10 protein-coding genes are annotated in these 16,816 nt (G+C 64.6%); 4 read left to right on the top strand and 6 right to left on the bottom strand.

The features are described 5' to 3' along the window. Window positions 1-14: 14 nt before the first annotated feature. From HX830_RS16460 to HX830_RS16450, 3 genes are read right to left on the bottom strand one after another with little or no spacing between them, the layout of a single operon-like run. Window positions 15-518, bottom strand: a complete 504-nt coding sequence (locus tag HX830_RS16460) for an OmpA family protein (protein WP_177101260.1) — start codon at window positions 516-518, stop codon at window positions 15-17. A 4-nt stretch (window positions 519-522) separates the two neighbouring features. Next, complete coding sequence (locus HX830_RS16455; protein WP_152741552.1) at window positions 523-1,794, bottom strand: diguanylate cyclase domain-containing protein; 1,272 nt, start codon at window positions 1,792-1,794, stop codon at window positions 523-525. Further along, window positions 1,791-2,366, bottom strand: coding sequence for a YfiR family protein (locus HX830_RS16450; RefSeq protein WP_177101258.1), 576 nt, complete (start codon window positions 2,364-2,366; stop codon window positions 1,791-1,793). The genes HX830_RS16455 and HX830_RS16450 overlap by 4 nt, the downstream gene beginning before the upstream one ends. 333 nt (window positions 2,367-2,699) lie before the next feature. On the opposite strand from HX830_RS16450, the gene HX830_RS16445 reads away from it, so the two are divergent. The 4 genes from HX830_RS16445 (at window position 2,700) to HX830_RS16430 (ending at window position 7,221) form a co-directional block, all read left to right on the top strand. After that, the gene (locus HX830_RS16445) at window positions 2,700-3,551 is read left to right on the top strand and encodes a sugar phosphate isomerase/epimerase family protein (RefSeq protein WP_177101256.1); all 852 of its coding nucleotides are present in this window, start codon (window positions 2,700-2,702) and stop codon (window positions 3,549-3,551) included. 12 nt (window positions 3,552-3,563) lie between these two features. Next, window positions 3,564-4,622, top strand: coding sequence for an isopenicillin N synthase family dioxygenase (locus HX830_RS16440; protein ID WP_177101254.1), 1,059 nt, complete (start codon window positions 3,564-3,566; stop codon window positions 4,620-4,622). A 43-nt stretch (window positions 4,623-4,665) separates the two neighbouring features. Further along, the gene (locus tag HX830_RS16435; protein ID WP_152741548.1) at window positions 4,666-5,454 is read left to right on the top strand and encodes an ABC transporter substrate-binding protein; all 789 of its coding nucleotides are present in this window, start codon (window positions 4,666-4,668) and stop codon (window positions 5,452-5,454) included. 225 nt (window positions 5,455-5,679) lie between these two features. Further along, entirely contained in the window at window positions 5,680-7,221 is a 1,542-nt protein-coding gene (locus HX830_RS16430; RefSeq protein ID WP_177101252.1) for an amino acid ABC transporter permease/ATP-binding protein, read from the top strand. 114 nt (window positions 7,222-7,335) lie between these two features. Here the strand turns inward: HX830_RS16430 and recD are convergent, their stop codons facing one another. Genes recD through recC form a run of 3 tightly spaced genes read right to left on the bottom strand, consistent with a single transcriptional unit; the run spans window position 7,336 to window position 16,576 of the window. Further along, window positions 7,336-9,438 carry an exodeoxyribonuclease V subunit alpha gene (gene recD, locus HX830_RS16425; RefSeq protein WP_177101250.1) on the bottom strand — a complete coding sequence of 701 codons (2,103 nt, stop codon included), beginning with the start codon at window positions 9,436-9,438 and terminating at the stop codon, window positions 7,336-7,338. After that, entirely contained in the window at window positions 9,435-13,121 is a 3,687-nt protein-coding gene (gene recB, locus HX830_RS16420) for an exodeoxyribonuclease V subunit beta (protein WP_177101248.1), read from the bottom strand. The genes recD and recB overlap by 4 nt, the downstream gene beginning before the upstream one ends. Next, the gene (recC, locus tag HX830_RS16415; protein ID WP_177101246.1) at window positions 13,118-16,576 is read right to left on the bottom strand and encodes an exodeoxyribonuclease V subunit gamma; all 3,459 of its coding nucleotides are present in this window, start codon (window positions 16,574-16,576) and stop codon (window positions 13,118-13,120) included. Before recC ends, recB begins: the two co-directional genes overlap by 4 nt. Between the last annotated feature and the right edge of the window lie 240 nt (window positions 16,577-16,816).

Genomic DNA, 16,816 nt, shown 5'->3' with positions numbered 1-16,816 from the left:
GCGACTTGCGGCACTCAGTCGGCAATCACCACAATCGACACCCGGCGGTTCTCGGTACGTCCCTCTGCCGTGTCATTGCTGGCCACCGGCACGCGACTGCCGAGACCGCGCACCTGAATGTTCTGGTGTTGCATACCGGTCTGCTCCAGCACCGTCGCCACACTGTTGGCCCGACGCACAGAGAGCTGTTCGTTATAGGCGTCCTTGCCCGACGCATCGGTATGCCCGTCCACCCGCACCCGCTGGATACCCACGCCCAACAGGGCCTTGGCGATGCGCTCGACAATGTCGTGGCTTTCCTTGTTCAGCACTTCCAGGTCACTGCCGAACAGCACCTTGCCCGACAGGCCGAAAGCCCAGCCCTCGTCCGTCAGTTCGAAACCCTGTTGCTTGAGCACGGCGATCTGCGCCGCGCTCAGGCCTTTGGGCGGCGCGGTCTGGCAGCCGGCCAGCGCCAGCAGCGCGGTAAACAGGGCCAGGGTGAAAAAACGCAGGGTCCGACGGGTCAATGTGTACAAGGGTTCAACTCCTGGTCTGAACAATGGCGGCGGAGTGCTCCGACCCCGCCGTGTGCTGCCCGCCTCGGGCGAGGCGCTTGGCATGGTACATGGCCGCATCGGCGGCGTTGAGCAAGGTGCCCGGGGTGGCGCCATGATCGGGATAAACCGCGATGCCGATGCTCAGCGAGGTCAGCACCTGGGCTTCGCCGGGCACCGGGATGGGGGCGTCCATGCTGGCAATGATCTTGTCGGCAATGCGCTGGGCGTCTTCGATTTTGTGCACCGGAGTGAGCAGGACAGCGAACTCGTCGCCGCCCAGGCGCGCCACCAGGTCCTCTTCGCGCAACTGCGCCCGCACCCGCGTGGCCACGGCGACCAGCACCGCATCGCCCGCCGCATGACCGAAGTTGTCGTTGATCTGCTTGAAACGATCACTGTCGAGAAACAGCACGCCGACCCGCTCGCCCTGCTTGGCGGCATTGCGCAGCGCGCGCATCAACCGGCCTTCGAAGAAGGCCCGATTCGGCAGGCCGGTCAGGCTGTCGTGACTGGCCTGGTGGGCCAGGGATTCGTTTTCACTTCGCAGGTGGGTCTGCCAGGACTCCAATTCGTCGAGCAGGGCATTGAAGTCGGAGCCCAGGTTGTCCAGCTCGGCAATCTGCGCCGGCGGCACACGTCGGTCGAAGGCACGCTCGACGCGCGCGGCGTGGGCCACGTCGGCGAGGCTGCGCAACGGACCGATAATACCGCGCAACAAGCGCCGGGCCAGGTACAGCCCGAGCCACGCCGCCAGGGCACTGCACACGACGATACCGAGCAGACCGCTGATCAGGAAACGCAACAGGCTACCGCCATGGCCGGTCAGGCGAATGCTGCCGACCTCGCGATCCTGATGGACAATCGGCAGGCGGATCGGTTGTTCCAGCAGGGCCCGCGCCAATTGCATTTCCACTTCAGAGAGCAGGCCGGTTTCCGGCCGCTGCCAGCGCGCCAGCAATTGACCGCGGGCATCGAAGACTTCGGCATCGGCCACCTCCTCCGTCTCGGCGATCAGGGCCAGGGCCTCGGTAGCCGCACTGCTGTCGTTGAACACCACCGCCGCTTCCACGGTGTAACTGATGGAACGGGCGATCAGCTGCAGATTGTGGTCGGCGTAGACCCGCAGGGCCAGCACACCGAGAAAGGTCAACGAAACACTCACCAGGCCAACGGCGGCCATGGCCGCCAGCAGATGCCCACGCCCGAGCACCGAACGCAGGCTGGGGCGCGTGCCGGACCTGAGCCAGCCGATCATGGCTGGGGACTCCGGCGCCGCGAGAGTTGCAACACGCTGGGGTGAATACGCACGCCACTGCGGGCGACCGAGTCGAGGTTGACCTCGAACGACACCTGGCTATCGGCGACCCGCAGGCAGAACAGGCTGCCCACGGTGCACTGATCGCCGCCTTCGCTGATGCTCAGCACCGCGTGGCCGTTCAGGGCACTGAAGAGTTGGCTGCGTTCTTCGCTGCTCAGCTTGCCGATATACACGGCATCACAGGCACTGCCGAGGGTCGGGCTGCTCGCCAGCAGGCGCTGGACCAATACCGGTCGCCCGGACGCCTGGGTGGTGCCCTTGACCAGATCGTCGGTGTACTCGGTGGGGCCGACAATACACAGGCGCAGTTGCGCAGGCTCCACCGGCCAGCGCGCATAACTGAGAATCCCCAGCACCACCTGGGTGACCGCCTGGGCACGCTGATCGGCCGCGGCGCTGGGCACGGCGTCCTGGGCAAAGCTGATGTGCGTCGACAAACAGAGAAGGGCAGACAGGCAGAACTGTCTCCAACCCCAAAACCGCCCTGTCGTCGAGACAGCCACGCCCATGAAGGAATTCTCTTAAAGCAACGTAGGAATAGTGCCGCAACGATAGCACACCCCTTGGATCGTCAGAATGGGTCTGCAGCACTAGATAGCCAACTATTGGTTTATAAATCTCTGAAGTATGGATTTGAGCTTTCCTATTCTTCTGCGTGCCATGGGCTGCCTAAGATCGACACCACGCTCCTGCAGGGGAGAAGGCTCTCCCCTGATCTGATGTCAGACCGGCTCCGCAGAGAACTGGCTAGACGAACGCCCTCTGTTACTGCCGTAACCGCTCGTCCCGGCCCCACACCGTGACGCGCATCGAACCGCTCAAGGCTTCGTTGAGGCGCACCGATGAAACTGGAGATTTTCCGTACCCTTTGGGGTTATACCGCGAGCAAGGCCCAGGCCCTTGAAGAACTGCTGGCCGCCGGCTTCGACGGCCTGGAGGCGCGGCTGCCGCTGGACGCCGCTGAACGCCGCGAGTTCGCCGCCTTTCTGCGGGCCAACCACCTGGGCTATATCAGCACCGTTTTCACCGCCTACGACGTGCTCCCCCAACAGGCCGCCGCGCCCGCCGAACACCTGCAGGACCTGGACCGCAAACTGGCCTGGGCCGCCGAGCTGCAACCGCGTTTCGTCAATGTGCTGGCCGGCAACGACCGCTGGCCCCTGGCGCAACAGGTGGAGTTTTTCGGCCAGGCCATGGCCCTGGCGAAACGTCACGGTCAGTTCTGCACCTTTGAAACCCATCGCTCGCGCTCGCTGTTCAATCCCTGGGTCACCCTGGAACTGATCCGGCAACTGCCCGACCTGCGCTTCACCAGCGACATCAGCCACTGGATCGTCACCTGCGAACGCCTGCTGGACGATCCCGCCGATGACCTCAGCGCCTTTGTCGAGCGCGTCCACCATATCCAGGCGCGGGTCGGCTACGACCAGGGCCCGCAGGTACCGCACCCCGGCGCCCCGGAATACGCCCGCGAACTGGCCTTCCACCAGGCCCACTGGGAAAGCATCTGGCGGGCCCAGCAGGCACGCGGCTACACGGTCACCACCTTGACCCCCGAGTTCGGCGCCGACGGCTACCTGCATCACCTGCCCTTCACCAATGTGCCGGTCGCCGACCTGTGGTCGCTGAACGTCTGGATGGCCCGGACCGAACGCGAACATTTCCAGCGTTTCAGCCAATCAACCCAACCCTGAGGTGCTTGCGTCATGCCCGAGAACACACCCAACAGCCCGGCCCAGGCCAACTTCAAGAGCATTCCGCAGGTAAACATCGCCGGGCTGTTCAGCGTCGAGCTCGAACACCGGCTGGCGGTGGCCGAGCAACTGGGGGCCGCCGCCAGCGAAGTGGGCTTCCTCTACATCACCGGGCACGGGATCGATCCGCAGTTGATCGACAACCTGCGCCAGGCGGCCAAGGACTATTTCGCCCAGCCGTTCGAAACCAAGATGCGGCATTACATCGGCACCTCGGAATCCCACAAGGGCTTTGTCCCGGAAGGCGAAGAGGTGTACGCCAAGGGCAAACCGGACCACAAGGAAGCCTTCGACATCGGCTTCGAAGTACCGGCGGACGATCCGCTGGTACTGGCCGGCACACCGCTGCTGGGACCGAATGACTGGCCGACCCTGCCCGGTTTCAAGGACGCGGTGCAGGCTTATTACGCGGCGGTCTTCGCCCTCGGTCGCAAGCTGTTCCGCGGTTTTGCCCTGGCCCTGGGCCTGGAAGAGAACACCTTCGATGCGCTGGTCACCCGGCCGCCATCGAAGCTGCGACTGATCCACTACCCCTTCGACGGTGCCGCCCAGGATGCCCCTGGCATCGGCGCCCACACCGACTACGAGTGCTTCACCATTCTGCTGGCGGATAAACCGGGCCTGGAAGTGATGAACGACCAGGGCCAGTGGATCGATGCGCCGCCCCTGCCGGGAGCCTTCGTGGTGAATATCGGCGACATGCTCGAAGTAATGAGCGCCGGGGCCTTTGTCGCCACCGCGCACCGGGTGCGCACGGTGAGCGAGGAGCGTTATTCCTTCCCGCTGTTCTATGCCTGCGACTTCCACACCCTGATCCAGCCGCTGCCGGGTTTCGCCCAGGCCGGCCAGGACTATGAGCAGATCGCCATTGGCGAGCACATGTACAGCCAGGCCTTGCAGACCTACCAGTACCTGCGCAAGCGCGTGGAAAACGGCGAGATCGCCCTGCCGGAAAAAGCTCGCAAGCCGTCGAGTTTCGGCCATTTGAAAAACCAGGCGCAGCCGTCCTGACCCAGCCCTCACACCCCCAGCCTTCACATCGGAGCCACCCAACATGTATAAGAAAACAACCAGCCTGACCCTGATCGCCGCCGGCCTGCTGTGCAGCAGCGCCGCCTTCGCCTCGACGGCCACCCCCGGCCAATTGAAGGTCGGGATGGAAATCACCTACCCGCCCTTCGAGTCCTATGACGCCGACAAGAACGTGGTCGGTTCCGATCCCGAGTTGTCCCAGGCCCTGGCCAAGCACCTGGACGCCAAGGCGCAGTTCGTCGACACCAAGTTCCCGAGCCTGATCCTCGGTCTCAATGCCGGGCACTACGACGCAATCATTTCCGGCATGTACATCACCCCCGAGCGCCAGACCCAGGCCATGACCATTGCCTATGCCAAGACCGGCGCGGCGATCATGGTGCCCAGCTCCAGCACTCTGAAACCGGGCACGCCGGAGGACCTCTGCGGGCTGAAGATCGGCCTTGAACAGGGCACCACCTGGGTCGCGCAGTTCCAGAAGCTGTCGACCGATTACTGTGTACCCAAGGGCAAGGGCGCGATCACGGTGAACGAGTATCCCTCGGCACCGGAAGTGACCCAGGCGCTGCTGTCCAACAACGTTCAGGCGCAAGTGGAAATTGCCGGTGCGGCCAAGCTGATCGCCGAGAAGACCAAGGGCCGGGTGGTGGTGACCAGCGAACACCTGATCTATGCGCAGACCCTCGGGATCTTTGTGAAGAAGGGCAATGACGCGACGTACCAGGCGCTGCTCAAGGCATTCGAGGAGACGAAGAAGAGCGGCGAATACGCGGCCATACTGAGCAAGTACAGCCTGGAAGCGGCGGAGTAAGGTCCACTACAGGGCTTGAGTCCTGTGGGGTTTTTAATGTGGGAGCGGTGCTTGCCCGCGAAGAACGATGACGCGGTATGCCTGGACGACCGCAGCGACTTCTTCGCGGGCAAGCTCCGCTCCCACAGGAGCGTCGTTCTTCGTCGGAACGCCGCCCGGACCAAGCACCGCGCCCACAAGGATGTCATCGCTCAGTAATCGCTCCATTGCAACACCGAGGTATCTATGCAATTCGATTGGCCCTATTTCTTTTCGCTGTTCTCGATGCCGGCCTTCTGGCAAGCCTGCGTCACAGTGGTCGAGCTCAGCGCCCTGGCCTGGTTTATCGGCATGCTGCTGGGCTTCTTCCTGGCCTCGGCCAAGCTCTCCACTGCGGCCTGGTTACGCCTCCCGGCGGCGGCCTATATCTGGTTCTTTCGCAGCATTCCGCTGCTGGTGCTGGTGGTGTTCGTCTACAACCTGCCACAACTGTTCCCGAGCACCGGCGGCGTACTCTCAGACCCATTCTATTCCGGGTTGCTCGCGCTGGTGGTCACAGAAGCCGCTTACATGGCCGAGATCCATCGCGGCGGGCTGATCTCGGTCGCCAGGGGCCAGAAGGAAGCCGGCCGCGCCCTGGGCATCGGCGTGCTCGGGTTGCAACGGCTGATTGTGATTCCCCAGGCGTTTCGTATCTCGCTGCCAACCCTGATCAACGAATACATCACGGTGGTGAAACTGACCTCGCTGGTCTCGGTGATCTCCCTCACCGAGCTGCTCACCGTCGGTCAGCGCCTCTATGCGCAGAACTTCCTGGTGATGGAAACCCTTGGCGCGGTGGCGGTGTACTACGTGTTGATCGTGAGCCTGTTCGGTTGGCTCCTGCAACGCCTGGAGCGGCATCTCGACCTGGGTCAGCGCAAGCCGCAGACCCTCGATGAGACCGCCATCGCCGGACTCAGGGCCGCGCAGCCGACGCTGACCCCGCCACCTCGCACGCCGTCGGTCAGCGGTGCTCCGCTGGCGCTGGACCTGCAGAATATCCACAAGTGCTATGGCAGCCACGAAGTGCTCAAGGGCATTGATCTGGCGGTCGGCAGTGGCCAGGTGATTTCCATTATCGGCCCGTCCGGCTCGGGCAAGACCTCGCTGATCCGCACCGTCAATGGCCTGGAAAGTATCGACCAGGGCAAGATCGTGCTCTTCGGCGAGGGCTTTATCAGCGCCGCCAATCCCCCGAACAACCCGCAGATTCGTCGGGGTGTGCGGCGCATCGGCATGGTGTTCCAGAACTTCAACCTGTTTCCCCATCGCTGCATTCTCGACAACATCACCCTGGCGTCACGCTACCACGGCGTGGCCCGCGAACTGAGCGAACAGCGGGCACTCGCCTTGCTCGACAAGGTCGGCCTGCTGGCCCATGCCCGCAAGTACCCGCACCAGTTGTCCGGCGGTCAGCAGCAGCGGGTGGCGATTGCCCGGGCGCTGGCGATGGAACCGCAGATCATGCTGTTCGACGAGCCGACTTCGGCACTGGACCCGGAGCTGGTCGGGGAAGTGCTGAAGGTGATTCGCGAGTTGGCGGATGAAGGGATGACAATGTTGATCGTCACCCATGAGATGGATTTCGCCATGTCGATTTCCGATCGGGTGGTGTTTATGGAGAACGGGGTGGTGCAGTTGGACGCCAGCCCGCAGGCGATTCGCGAGGAGGCGGCGGGTGAGCGGGTGCGGCGGTTCATGGGGATTGAAGCCGCTACCACAGCGAGCGTGGCGCAGGCCAGCTGAAGCGAACGCCGTCCCTGTAGGAGCTGGCTTGCCAGCGATGGCGGCCGGATAGTCGAGGCAAGACTTTCGGGCCTCATCGCTGGCAAGCCAGCTCCTACAAGGTTCGTGGCGCTCTCAAAGTCCCGTTTCAGCGCCCAACTCCAGCATCAATCCACTGAGCCGCTTGACCTTGCGCCCCACCGCCTCTTCGAACACCTCGCCACGGGGTTCGATCAAACTGAACCAATCCTTGGCCCGGGTGATACCGGTGTAGATCAATTCCTTGGTCAACACCGGGTTCAACACCTGCGGCAGGATCAAGGCGGTATGGGCGAACTCCGAGCCCTGGGACTTGTGCACCGTCATGGCGTACACCGTCTCCACATCGTTCAACCGGCTGGGCAGGACAAAACGCACCCCGCCCTGCCCGTCATTACGCGGGAAGGCCACCCTCAACACCGGCTGGCCGGCTTCGGGTCCGTCGCGCTCCGGCAGTTTCAAGGCAATGCCGATATCGCCGTTCATCAAACCCAGGCCGTAATCGTTGCGGGTCATCAGCACCGGGCGCCCTTCGTACCAATGCTGGTCGCTGTCGATCAGCCGATGGGCAAACAACGCCGAGGTAATCCGCTGGTTCAACCCTTCGACGCCCCAGGGCCCCTTGCGCACGGCACAGAGCAACTGGAACTCGTCGAAAGCCTGGAGCACCGTGCGCGCCCAATCGGTCCAGCGCGCATCCGCCAGATCGGTGCCGGCATCCGGACGCCGACTACGCAGTACCCCCAGGTAGTGCCGGTAACCTTTCGGGCCGGTGCCCTGGCCGTCCAGCACCAAACGCTCGAACTGCCTGTCCTGCTCGCCCTTGAGCGACAGTGCAAACAGGTCCGCGTGACTGCCGGCCGCCAGCAGCGCCCGCGCCTCGTCCGCCGACTGGCGATTGACCAGGCGGGCCAGTTGGCCGATACCGCTGCCTTCGCCGAAGCGCCGGGAGTGCCGCAACATCACCACCTGCTGGGCCAGTGGATGGCTGTCGTCCAGGTCTTCCTGCAAACCGCTGCCGCTCAAGTCCTCGCCGCTGACCGCTTGCAGCCAGCCACGGGTCCCCGCGCCGTACCAACCCTCCTCGGCATCCCGACACAGATCCCCCAGTACCGCACCGGCTTCCACCGAGGCCAACTGGTCCTTGTCGCCCAGCAGCACCAGCCGGGCATGATCCGGCAAGGCATCGAGCAGATTGGCCATCATTTCCAGGTCGATCATCGACGCCTCGTCCACCACCAGTACATCCAGCGGCAGGCGGTTGCCCGCATTGTGGCGGAAGTGCCGGGTGCCCGGCCGGCTACCCAGCAGACGGTGCACGGTGGTGACGTCGCTGGGGATCTTGCCGCGCACGCCATCGTCGATCTCCAGCGAGCGCACCTGGGCACTGATGGATTCGGTCAGCCGCGCGGCGGCCTTGCCGGTGGGTGCCGCCAGGCGGATGCGCAGGGGTTTTCCCGCCGCCACCGCCGGCGCCTGGAGCAAGGCCAGCAGGCGCACCACGGTGGTGGTCTTGCCCGTGCCGGGGCCACCGGTAACGATGCTGAATGCTCCCCGGGTAGCCAGGGCACAAGCGAGTTTCTGCCAATCGATAAGCGCACCGGGCTGCGCCGCGCCGAACAGTGCGGTCAGGCGTTGCGCCAGGTCATCCGGGGTCTCTTCCTGTTCCGCCAGGCGCCGGCGCAGGGCCTCATCGATACGCCGTTCGTAAGACCAGTAGCGACGCAGGTACAGGCGTCGCCCGCTGAGTACCAGTGGACGCTGGGCCGCCTCGATGCCCGCATCGTCCGCCAGCGCCACCAGCGAACTTGTTTGCAGTGCCCGACACCAGTGCTCGCCATCCAGGGCCACCAGCAACTGCGACGGCAGCAGCAATGCCCCACTCTGAACATCACCTTCCGGCGGCAAGGACAGGGCGAAGTCCGGCTCCTGCAAGGTGGCGAACAGATCGAGGCAGACATGCCCATGGCCCAACTGGTGGCTGGTCAGCGCTGCCGCCAGCAGCACCAGCGGATCGGCCTCGGGATCGAGTTCATGGAGAAAGGCCACGAAGGCCTTGTCCAGCGCCCGCAACCAACCCCGTTCGACCCAGCGCTCCAACAGCAACAACAAGTCCGCCGCGCGGCTCAGGGGCGTCAGTTCAGCCAGGCTGTCGTCGCTCAGCGCCGTCGGCAGGATTTCCGAAAAAGAACGTTTCATAACAGACTCCCCTGCTCCCAGACGGGCTCGCCGCGAGGCACCGGTTTACCCTGGAACAGCAGGTCCAGGTGCTCGATCAGCTCCCGCGGCGGGCGGGTGAAAAACACCCCCTGGCTCGGCGCCCGGGTACCCCGCAGGAACAGGTACAAGGCCCCGCCCATATGCAGGTCGTAGTCGTAATCCGGCAGCCGCACCTTGAGCTGGCGATGCAGGGCCAGCAGGTAGAGCACGTATTGCAGGTCGTAGCGGTTGTCGAGGATCGACAGGTTCATGGCCTGCTCGGTATAGGCCGCGTCATCGGCGCCCAGCCAGTTGGATTTATAGTCGGCCACGTAGTAGCGCCCCTGGTGCTCGAACGTCAGGTCGATAAAGCCCTTGAACATGCCATTGAGCAGGACCGGCTCGGCCTTGGCCCGGGCGACGCCGCCATGGGTATGGCGGCGCACCAGCTCGTCGACCTTGAGCACATCCACCGTGTGGCTGGCGAACCAGAACTCCATCTCCACCCGGTAGGCCTTCAGGTCCTGGAAGACCACCGGCGGTTGATCGTTGCCCAGGCGCAAAGGGGTTTGCAGCAGATCGGCGAGCCAATCGCTCAGGGCTGTGATCCAGCCTTTCCAGCCCCGCAGATTGCAGCGTGGCGCAACGGCCTTTTCGATCAATGTGCGATCGGCATCAAAGCCTTCGTCACCGGCCCATTCGAGCAGGCCGTGGAGAAAGGTGCCGGGGTTCGGGCCACGGGGGAAACGGTGAATATCGCTACCGCTCGGCACCAGGTCGCGGGGTGCGGCCGGATCGAGACGTTCGTCGTCGAAGAGTTTTTGCGCCTGGGGGCTTTCCGGTGCTTCGTCGGTGTCAGCACTCTGCGCCTCACCGATGCGCAAGGCGCTGTAGGAGGCGATCCACCAGTACTCGGAGGCATTGCGCTTGGGCAGGCGCGGGGCGAGCAAGAGGGCTTCATTGCGCGGCGGCTGGAAGGCTTCGACGGTGGCCGCCGGCAGCGATTCGCAAGCCAGCGCCGGGCAACCTTCCCGCAGGTCCAGCAACCAGCGTTCAAGGCCCGTGGACTCGCCCAACACAGCGCCGCCACCGAGCAGATAACCGAGGGCCGAGAGGTGCAGCACCGAGGCATTGTGGTTGCCACGCTTGAGGTCGGCCACTCCCAGCCAGCAAGCATGCCGGGCCCGGGTCAGGGCCACGTACAACAGGCGCAAGTCTTCAGCCAGGCGCTCGTCGTCGGCCTGGGCGATCAACTCGGCGGTAGGCTTCAGGCTGACCTGGGCCCTGCGCTCGGCATCGTGGTAATGCAACGGCAGGCGACTGCCGTCCACCGGTTTGACCGAGCAGATAAACGGCAGGAACACCAAGGGGTATTCCAGGCCCTTGGACTTGTGGATGGTCACCACCTTGACCAGTTGCTCGTCGCTTTCCAGGCGCAGGATCTGTTCTTCACCGGCCTGGCCGGAAGACGCCAGGTGCTCGCCGAGATGACGGATCAGCGCCTGTTCGCCGTCCAGCTCGGCGGCCGCCTGTTGCAGCAGTTCGGACAGGTGCAGCAAGTTGGTCAGCACCCGTTCGCCATCGCTGCGGGTCATCAGCGCCTGGGGCAGGTGGAAGTCATGGATCAGCCGACGGAGCATCGGCAACACGCCTTGTTTGCGCCAGATCTCGCGGTAGCGGCGGAACTGCATGACCCGCTCCTCCCACGCCAGCTCGTCCTGGTTGAGGCGCTCCAGTTCAGCCAGCGACAGGTTCAAGGTGATGCAGGCCAGGGCCGCCCGCAGCGGACGTTCGACATCCGGCTCGGCGCAAGCCTTGAGCCAGGCCAGCAGGTCATGGGCCTCCTGGGCGGCGAACACCGAATCCTTGTCCGAGAGGTAAACGCTGCGTACACCGCGACTGGCCAGCTCGCCACGGACCGCCTGGGCCTCCTTGCCGTCACGCACCAGGATCGCGATATCGGAGGGCAGCACGCCCTTGAGGACGCCGTCGCGGACGAAACCGCTACGCTGCTGTTGACCACCGTTGAGCAACTCGACAATGCGCGTGGCACAGGCCGCGGCCAACTGCTGGCGATACAACGCGCCGGACACCGGCTGCTCGGTTGCCAACTGCCAGAGATTGAGCGCCGCCACGGGCTGGCCGTCAATCTGCAAGACCTCCTTGCGCCCCTGGGCAGCCACCGGCAGAAACGGTACCGGGTTCTCATCGCCTTCGCGAAACAGGAATGCACCACGTCCTTGCTCGCGCTGCTCGGCACGCTCGAAGACATGGTTGACCGCCGTGACCATCGCCTGGCTGGAACGGAAGTTGGTACCCAGGGTATGCAGGCGACCGTGGGTGGCCTGGCGCGCTCGCAGGTAGGTGTAGATATCGGCACCACGGAAGGCGTAGATCGCCTGCTTCGGGTCGCCGATCAGGAACAGGCCGCACTCGGGACTGTTGTCCTCGATGCGGTAGATACTCTCGAAGATCCGGTACTGCACCGGGTCGGTGTCCTGGAATTCGTCGATCAGGGCCACCGGGAATTGCTCACGGATCAAGCTCGCCAGGCGCTCGCCACCGTCGGCCTGGAGCGCCGCATCGAGACGCAGGAGCATATCGTCGAAGCCCATCTCGGCGCGCCGGCGCTTCTCTTCCTCGAAGCGCGCACCGGCCCAGCGGGCGGCGTGTTCGAGCACGGCGGCGTCCGGGGTGGGCAAGGCATCGAGGCTGGTTTTCAAGCCGGCCATGGCGTCGAGGCCCGGGTGGCTCGGCGGCTCACCCTTCCAGGCTTCGGCCAGGCCCGCGGCGGTCAGACGGCTGAAGCCGGTGCCGATATCCAGTTGCTCCTGGGTCTCGTCCTCGGCCCAGGCGCTGAGCTTCTCGAACCAGGGCTCGAAGTAGCGCGCCTGCATCTTGCGACCGTCGACGGTCTTGTTCGCCACGCCTTGCAGGCAGATATCCCGCAGTTCAGCGGCCCATTGTCGCCAGGGCGCCTTGAGTTGCACCAGGGCCTGGCGACGTTCCTGAATACAGGCCTCGATCAGCTCGGCCGGCTCTTGCAGGTTGTCGTTGCGTCGCTCGCTGCCGAACAGGGCCCGCACCCGGGGCAACAGTGTCGCCGGGCCGCCCCAATTGGCCCGGACCCAGTTCAACGCATCGCCGTGCATCTTGTAGCAGAACAGCCGCCAGTAATCGCGCAGCACTTCGCCCAGCAGTTCGCTGTGGTCGGTTTCCAGGGTCTGGGTAAACAGGCTGCCGCTGTCGAAGGCGTGTTCGCGCAGCATGCGCTGGCACCAGCCGTGGATCGTCGATACCGCCGCTTCGTCCATCCATTGGGCGGCGATATCCAGGCGATTGGCACAGGCCGGCCAGTGTTCGACCGGGTATTCGTCACGCAGTTGGGCGATCAATGCATCGGTGGCCGGGATCTCGTCGCGGAAGAACCGTGCGGCTTCCGCCAGGCGGGTGCGGATGCGGTCGCGCAGTTCCTGGGTGGCGGCATCGGTAAAGGTCACCACGAGGATTTGCGGCGGCAGCAATTCGCGGCCGAACCCCGAGTCCTCGCCGCCATGGCCGAGGACCAGGCGCAGGTAGAGCGCGGAGATGGTGAAGGTCTTGCCGGTGCCGGCACTGGCTTCGATCAGTTGGCTGCCGCGCAGCGGAAAGGCCAGCGCCAGGGGGGTCTTGTTGTCGGTCATGAGCGCGCCTCCTCGGCAGCGAGGGAACGCCACGGCGCTTCGAACAGCGGCCGATAGAGTGCATCGCACCAACCTTCGAATTCCTCGCTGGCAATCAGCGCGTTGTAGTCGGCGAACTGGCGGGCCAGGGCCGCGCTTTCCCGACGCTCGCCTTCGCTGTTCACACCGTCGCCGTCATAGGCCTTGCGCGCCGCGTCCTGCGCCTTGAGCGGGTCCGGCTGGGAGAGCCAGGCAAAGGCGGTCTTCACCGCGACCGGCAGCGGACGGCGCATGCCGGACTGCCAGGCCAGCAGCAGGTTGCCGAGGATCTCGGCGGCACGCGGCGCTTCGAACGGCGGCAGCAGCAGGGTGTCGTCGCTGGCCACCAGGGCCGTGGTCATCGACAGTCCGCAGGCACAGGCCACCAGGTGCTCGACCCAGGGCTTGGTCAGACGGTGCCATTTGCGCGTCTTGATCGAGCCGATGCTGTTGGGGATGGTGGTCACGGCGAGCAGGCCGCCGTCACTGCGTTGATGCAAACCGCTCAGCCAGCCTTCCACCCGGGTGGCGCTGGTGTCAAAGGCGACGGGCACGGCACTGGTCAGTGGGGTCGGCCAGAGGCTGAGCAGTTGTTGATAACGTTGCAGCAAATCCGGCAGCGGTTCGATCAGTTCGTGTTGCAGCAATTCGCCGAAACCGGCCATGGGCAGCAGGCCGCTGGCTTGTAACCGCCGGGCCTGGTGCTGCAGGGCCTCGTCCGGGTTGTCCGCCTGGAGCAGCGCCGCTTGCAGCAGGCTGTCGCTGAGGCTGTAGCGTTGCAGGGCATCGAGCACGAACGGTTCCTCGTCGGCCAAGGGTGCCTGGGCCGCTTCGAAGAAGACTTTCAGGCGCTGGCTGAAAAAGTGCCGGACGGGATTGCGCAGGAAATCCTGGAGCTGGGCCAGGGTCAGTGGCTCGTCCTGTTGGTAGGCGTCGAGTTCGGCACTGATTTCGTTCGGGCCCTGGGTCTCGTGCAATTGCTGCCATTCGCGGGCATAGCTGAACAATTCGGCATGGCTGTCGTGGAAATAACGGGCGCTGAAGGGTTGCAGCGGATGTGCCTGGGTCAGGGCTTGCAGCAGTTGCTCACCGTCGCCGTCCGGCAATCGCCAGCCCGCGGCGAGATGGTCGCGTAGCTGGCCGATCAGGACCGAGGCCGGACGCTCGCTGTTGTCGCGGATGCTGTGACCGACCCAGCTGATATAGAGCTGATGCCGGGCCGAGAGCAGGGCTTCGAGCAACAGGTAGCGATCGTCTTCCCGTCGCGAGCGATCACCGGGGCGGTAGTCGCTGCCCATCAGGTCGAAGTCCAGGGGTGGCTGCGCACGGGGGTAGTCGCCGTCGTTCATGCCCAGCAGGCAGACCAGCTTGAACGGGATCGCACGCATCGGCATCAGGGTACAGAAGTTCACCGCGCCGGCGAGGAAGCGCTGGGACAGCCGGCCCTGGTCGAGGCCGGCCAGCCAGGCTTCGCGGACCACGGTCAGCGGCAGGATTTCTTGCAGGTTGACGGCTTCGCAGGTTTCCAGCCAGTCGGCGCGCAGCTGTTCGAGCTGGATCAGCAGATAGTCGTCGTGTTCGGTGCTGGCGAGGAAAAACAACTGGATCAGTGCATGCAGGCGCTCGCCCCATTGCTGGGGAAGTGCCGGCTCGGAGAGTTCCTGATGGGCGATTTCCAGGGCGTCGAGCAGGGCCACCAATGGGCCGATCAAGGCGGCGTCAAGGCCGCCGATTTCGTCGTAGGGTTCGATACCTTCGCAGGCTTCGCCACTGCCGACTGCATAGCCCAACAGCATGCGGCGCAAGCCGAACTGCCAGCTGTTCTGTTCCAGAGCATCGGGCAGGCCGAGGCCGGCGCGTTGTTCGGCGTTCATGCCCCAGCGCACGCCGGCGCCTTCAATCCAGCGATGCAGGGTCGGCAGGTCACGTTCCTGCACATTGAAGCGCGCGCGCAAGGCCGGGACATCCAGCAGGTCGAGGATCTCGCTGACCGGGAAACGACTATCGGGCAGCTTGAGCAGATGTTCGACGGCAATCAGCAACGGGTCGCGACCACGCTGGCCCTGGTCGGCCAGGGTGAAGGGGATAAAACGTGGATCGTTGCGTTCGAGCTGGCCGAACACCGCGCGGATATGCGGCGCATAGCTGTCGATATCCGGGACCATGACAATGATGTCACGCGGTCGCAGGTCCGGCTCGGCACTGAAGCGTTCGAGCAGTTGGTCGTGGAGGATCTCCACTTCACGCTGGGCGCTGTGGGCGATATGGAAACGGATCGACGGGTCGTGCTCGAGGTCGATCGCCGGCCAGTGCTCGCGGGTTTCGTTGAGCGGGCGCAGCTCGAGGATATCGTCCTGCAATTGATTGAGCAGGGTTGTCGGCGTGCTGTCGCTGAACAGGTCGATACGACCATCGCGGAAAGCCGCGCGGTAGCTGGCGGGATCGTCGTAGCTGTCCAGCAGGTTGATATAGTCGCGGCCCTGCTTGCCCCACGCGGCCAGCAGCGGGTGCGCGTGCTGGTGCAGGGTTTGCGGGTCGAGGGCCAGGGGCATCCCGGCTTTGCGGGTCTGGCGTTTGTATTGGTTACGCAGCAGGTCCTTGTCGGCGACGATATCGGACCAGTGATGGCGACAGGGGTTGTGCACGCAGAGCAGCACCTGGCTGAAACGGGCCAGTCCGGCGAGGGCTTCGAGGGCCTGGGCGGGCAGCGAGGAGATACCGAATACGATGACTCGCGGCGGCAGGCCTGGTGGTGCGCTTTGCAGCTGGTTGATCCGTTCGATAAAGCGCTGGTGCACGCCGGCGCGGCTTTGGGCCATCCCCGACTCACCGACGTCCAGCAGCAATGCGCGCCAGAGCTCGGCTTGCCAGCAATTGGCGGGCGGCAGCGGTTTGATCTCGCCGCGACCGCTGCGCAGTTGATGGCGGCCGGCAGCCCAGTCTTCCAGCCAGTCAGCGCGGTAGACCTGGTATTGGTCGAACAGGTCGGCGAGGCGCTCGGCCAGCTGGTAGCGCTTGCGCAGGTCGGTGTCGTGGGTGAGGAAGCGTTGCAGCGGCTCGAAGTGCGGCTGGTCGATCAGTTCCGGCAGCAGGCGCATCAGGCGCCAGGTCAGCGGGCCCTTGTCGAGCAGGGATTTGGCCGGGATCTCGTCGCGCCCCAGGACCCTGCGGTAGAGCTGCCACATAAAGCTGCCGGGCAGTTGCACGTCGATGGCGGCGGCGATGCCGCAGCCGCCCTGGTCGTCGCCTTCCGGGTCTTCGGCCAGGGCGAGTTTCAGCCACTGGGCGATGCCGTTGCTCTGCACCAGGGCGATTTCGTTCTCCAGGGGCGCCAGGGGATAACGTCGCATCACGTTGATCACCAGGCTGCGCAGTTCCTCGGGGCTGTTGCTCTGCACCACCATGAAGGCGGGGTTGAGTGAGGTGGCGTCCGGCATGCCGACTTCCTTGGAGAATTCAAAACGAAAGCAGGACTTTAACACCTCCGGCGCAGGCGATCCCTCTTGAGCCTTGCAGCGCCTATTCGGCCGTCTTCGCGGGCAAGCCCAGCTCCTACAGTCCTGTGCCGTACACAAGATCGGTGAACGACGACGTACTGTAGGAGCCGGGCTTGCCCGCGAAGAGGCCCTCGAGTCTTGCGACATTTTCGCGCCCGAAAAACAAAACCCCAACTGCTT

Source organism: Pseudomonas gingeri (genome assembly GCF_013385425.1).
GTDB classification, from domain to species: Bacteria; Pseudomonadota; Gammaproteobacteria; order Pseudomonadales; family Pseudomonadaceae; genus Aquipseudomonas; species Aquipseudomonas gingeri_D.
This window is presented reverse-complemented; position numbering and strand designations above follow the sequence as displayed.

Excerpts from the sequence above, each read along its gene's own strand:
- HX830_RS16455 (WP_152741552.1), bottom strand. The coding sequence starts at position 1,794 with ATGATCGGCTGGCTCAGGTCCGGCACGCGCCCCAGCCTGCGTTCGGTG.
- HX830_RS16450 (WP_177101258.1), bottom strand. The coding sequence starts at position 2,366 with ATGGGCGTGGCTGTCTCGACGACAGGGCGGTTTTGGGGTTGGAGACAG.
- recD (WP_177101250.1), bottom strand. The coding sequence starts at position 9,438 with ATGAAACGTTCTTTTTCGGAAATCCTGCCGACGGCGCTGAGCGACGAC.
- HX830_RS16445 (WP_177101256.1), top strand. The coding sequence starts at position 2,700 with ATGAAACTGGAGATTTTCCGTACCCTTTGGGGTTATACCGCGAGCAAG.
- recB (WP_177101248.1), bottom strand. The coding sequence starts at position 13,121 with ATGACCGACAACAAGACCCCCCTGGCGCTGGCCTTTCCGCTGCGCGGC.
- HX830_RS16440 (WP_177101254.1), top strand. The coding sequence starts at position 3,564 with ATGCCCGAGAACACACCCAACAGCCCGGCCCAGGCCAACTTCAAGAGC.
- HX830_RS16430 (WP_177101252.1), top strand. The coding sequence starts at position 5,680 with ATGCAATTCGATTGGCCCTATTTCTTTTCGCTGTTCTCGATGCCGGCC.
- HX830_RS16435 (WP_152741548.1), top strand. The coding sequence starts at position 4,666 with ATGTATAAGAAAACAACCAGCCTGACCCTGATCGCCGCCGGCCTGCTG.
- recC (WP_177101246.1), bottom strand. The coding sequence starts at position 16,576 with ATGCCGGACGCCACCTCACTCAACCCCGCCTTCATGGTGGTGCAGAGC.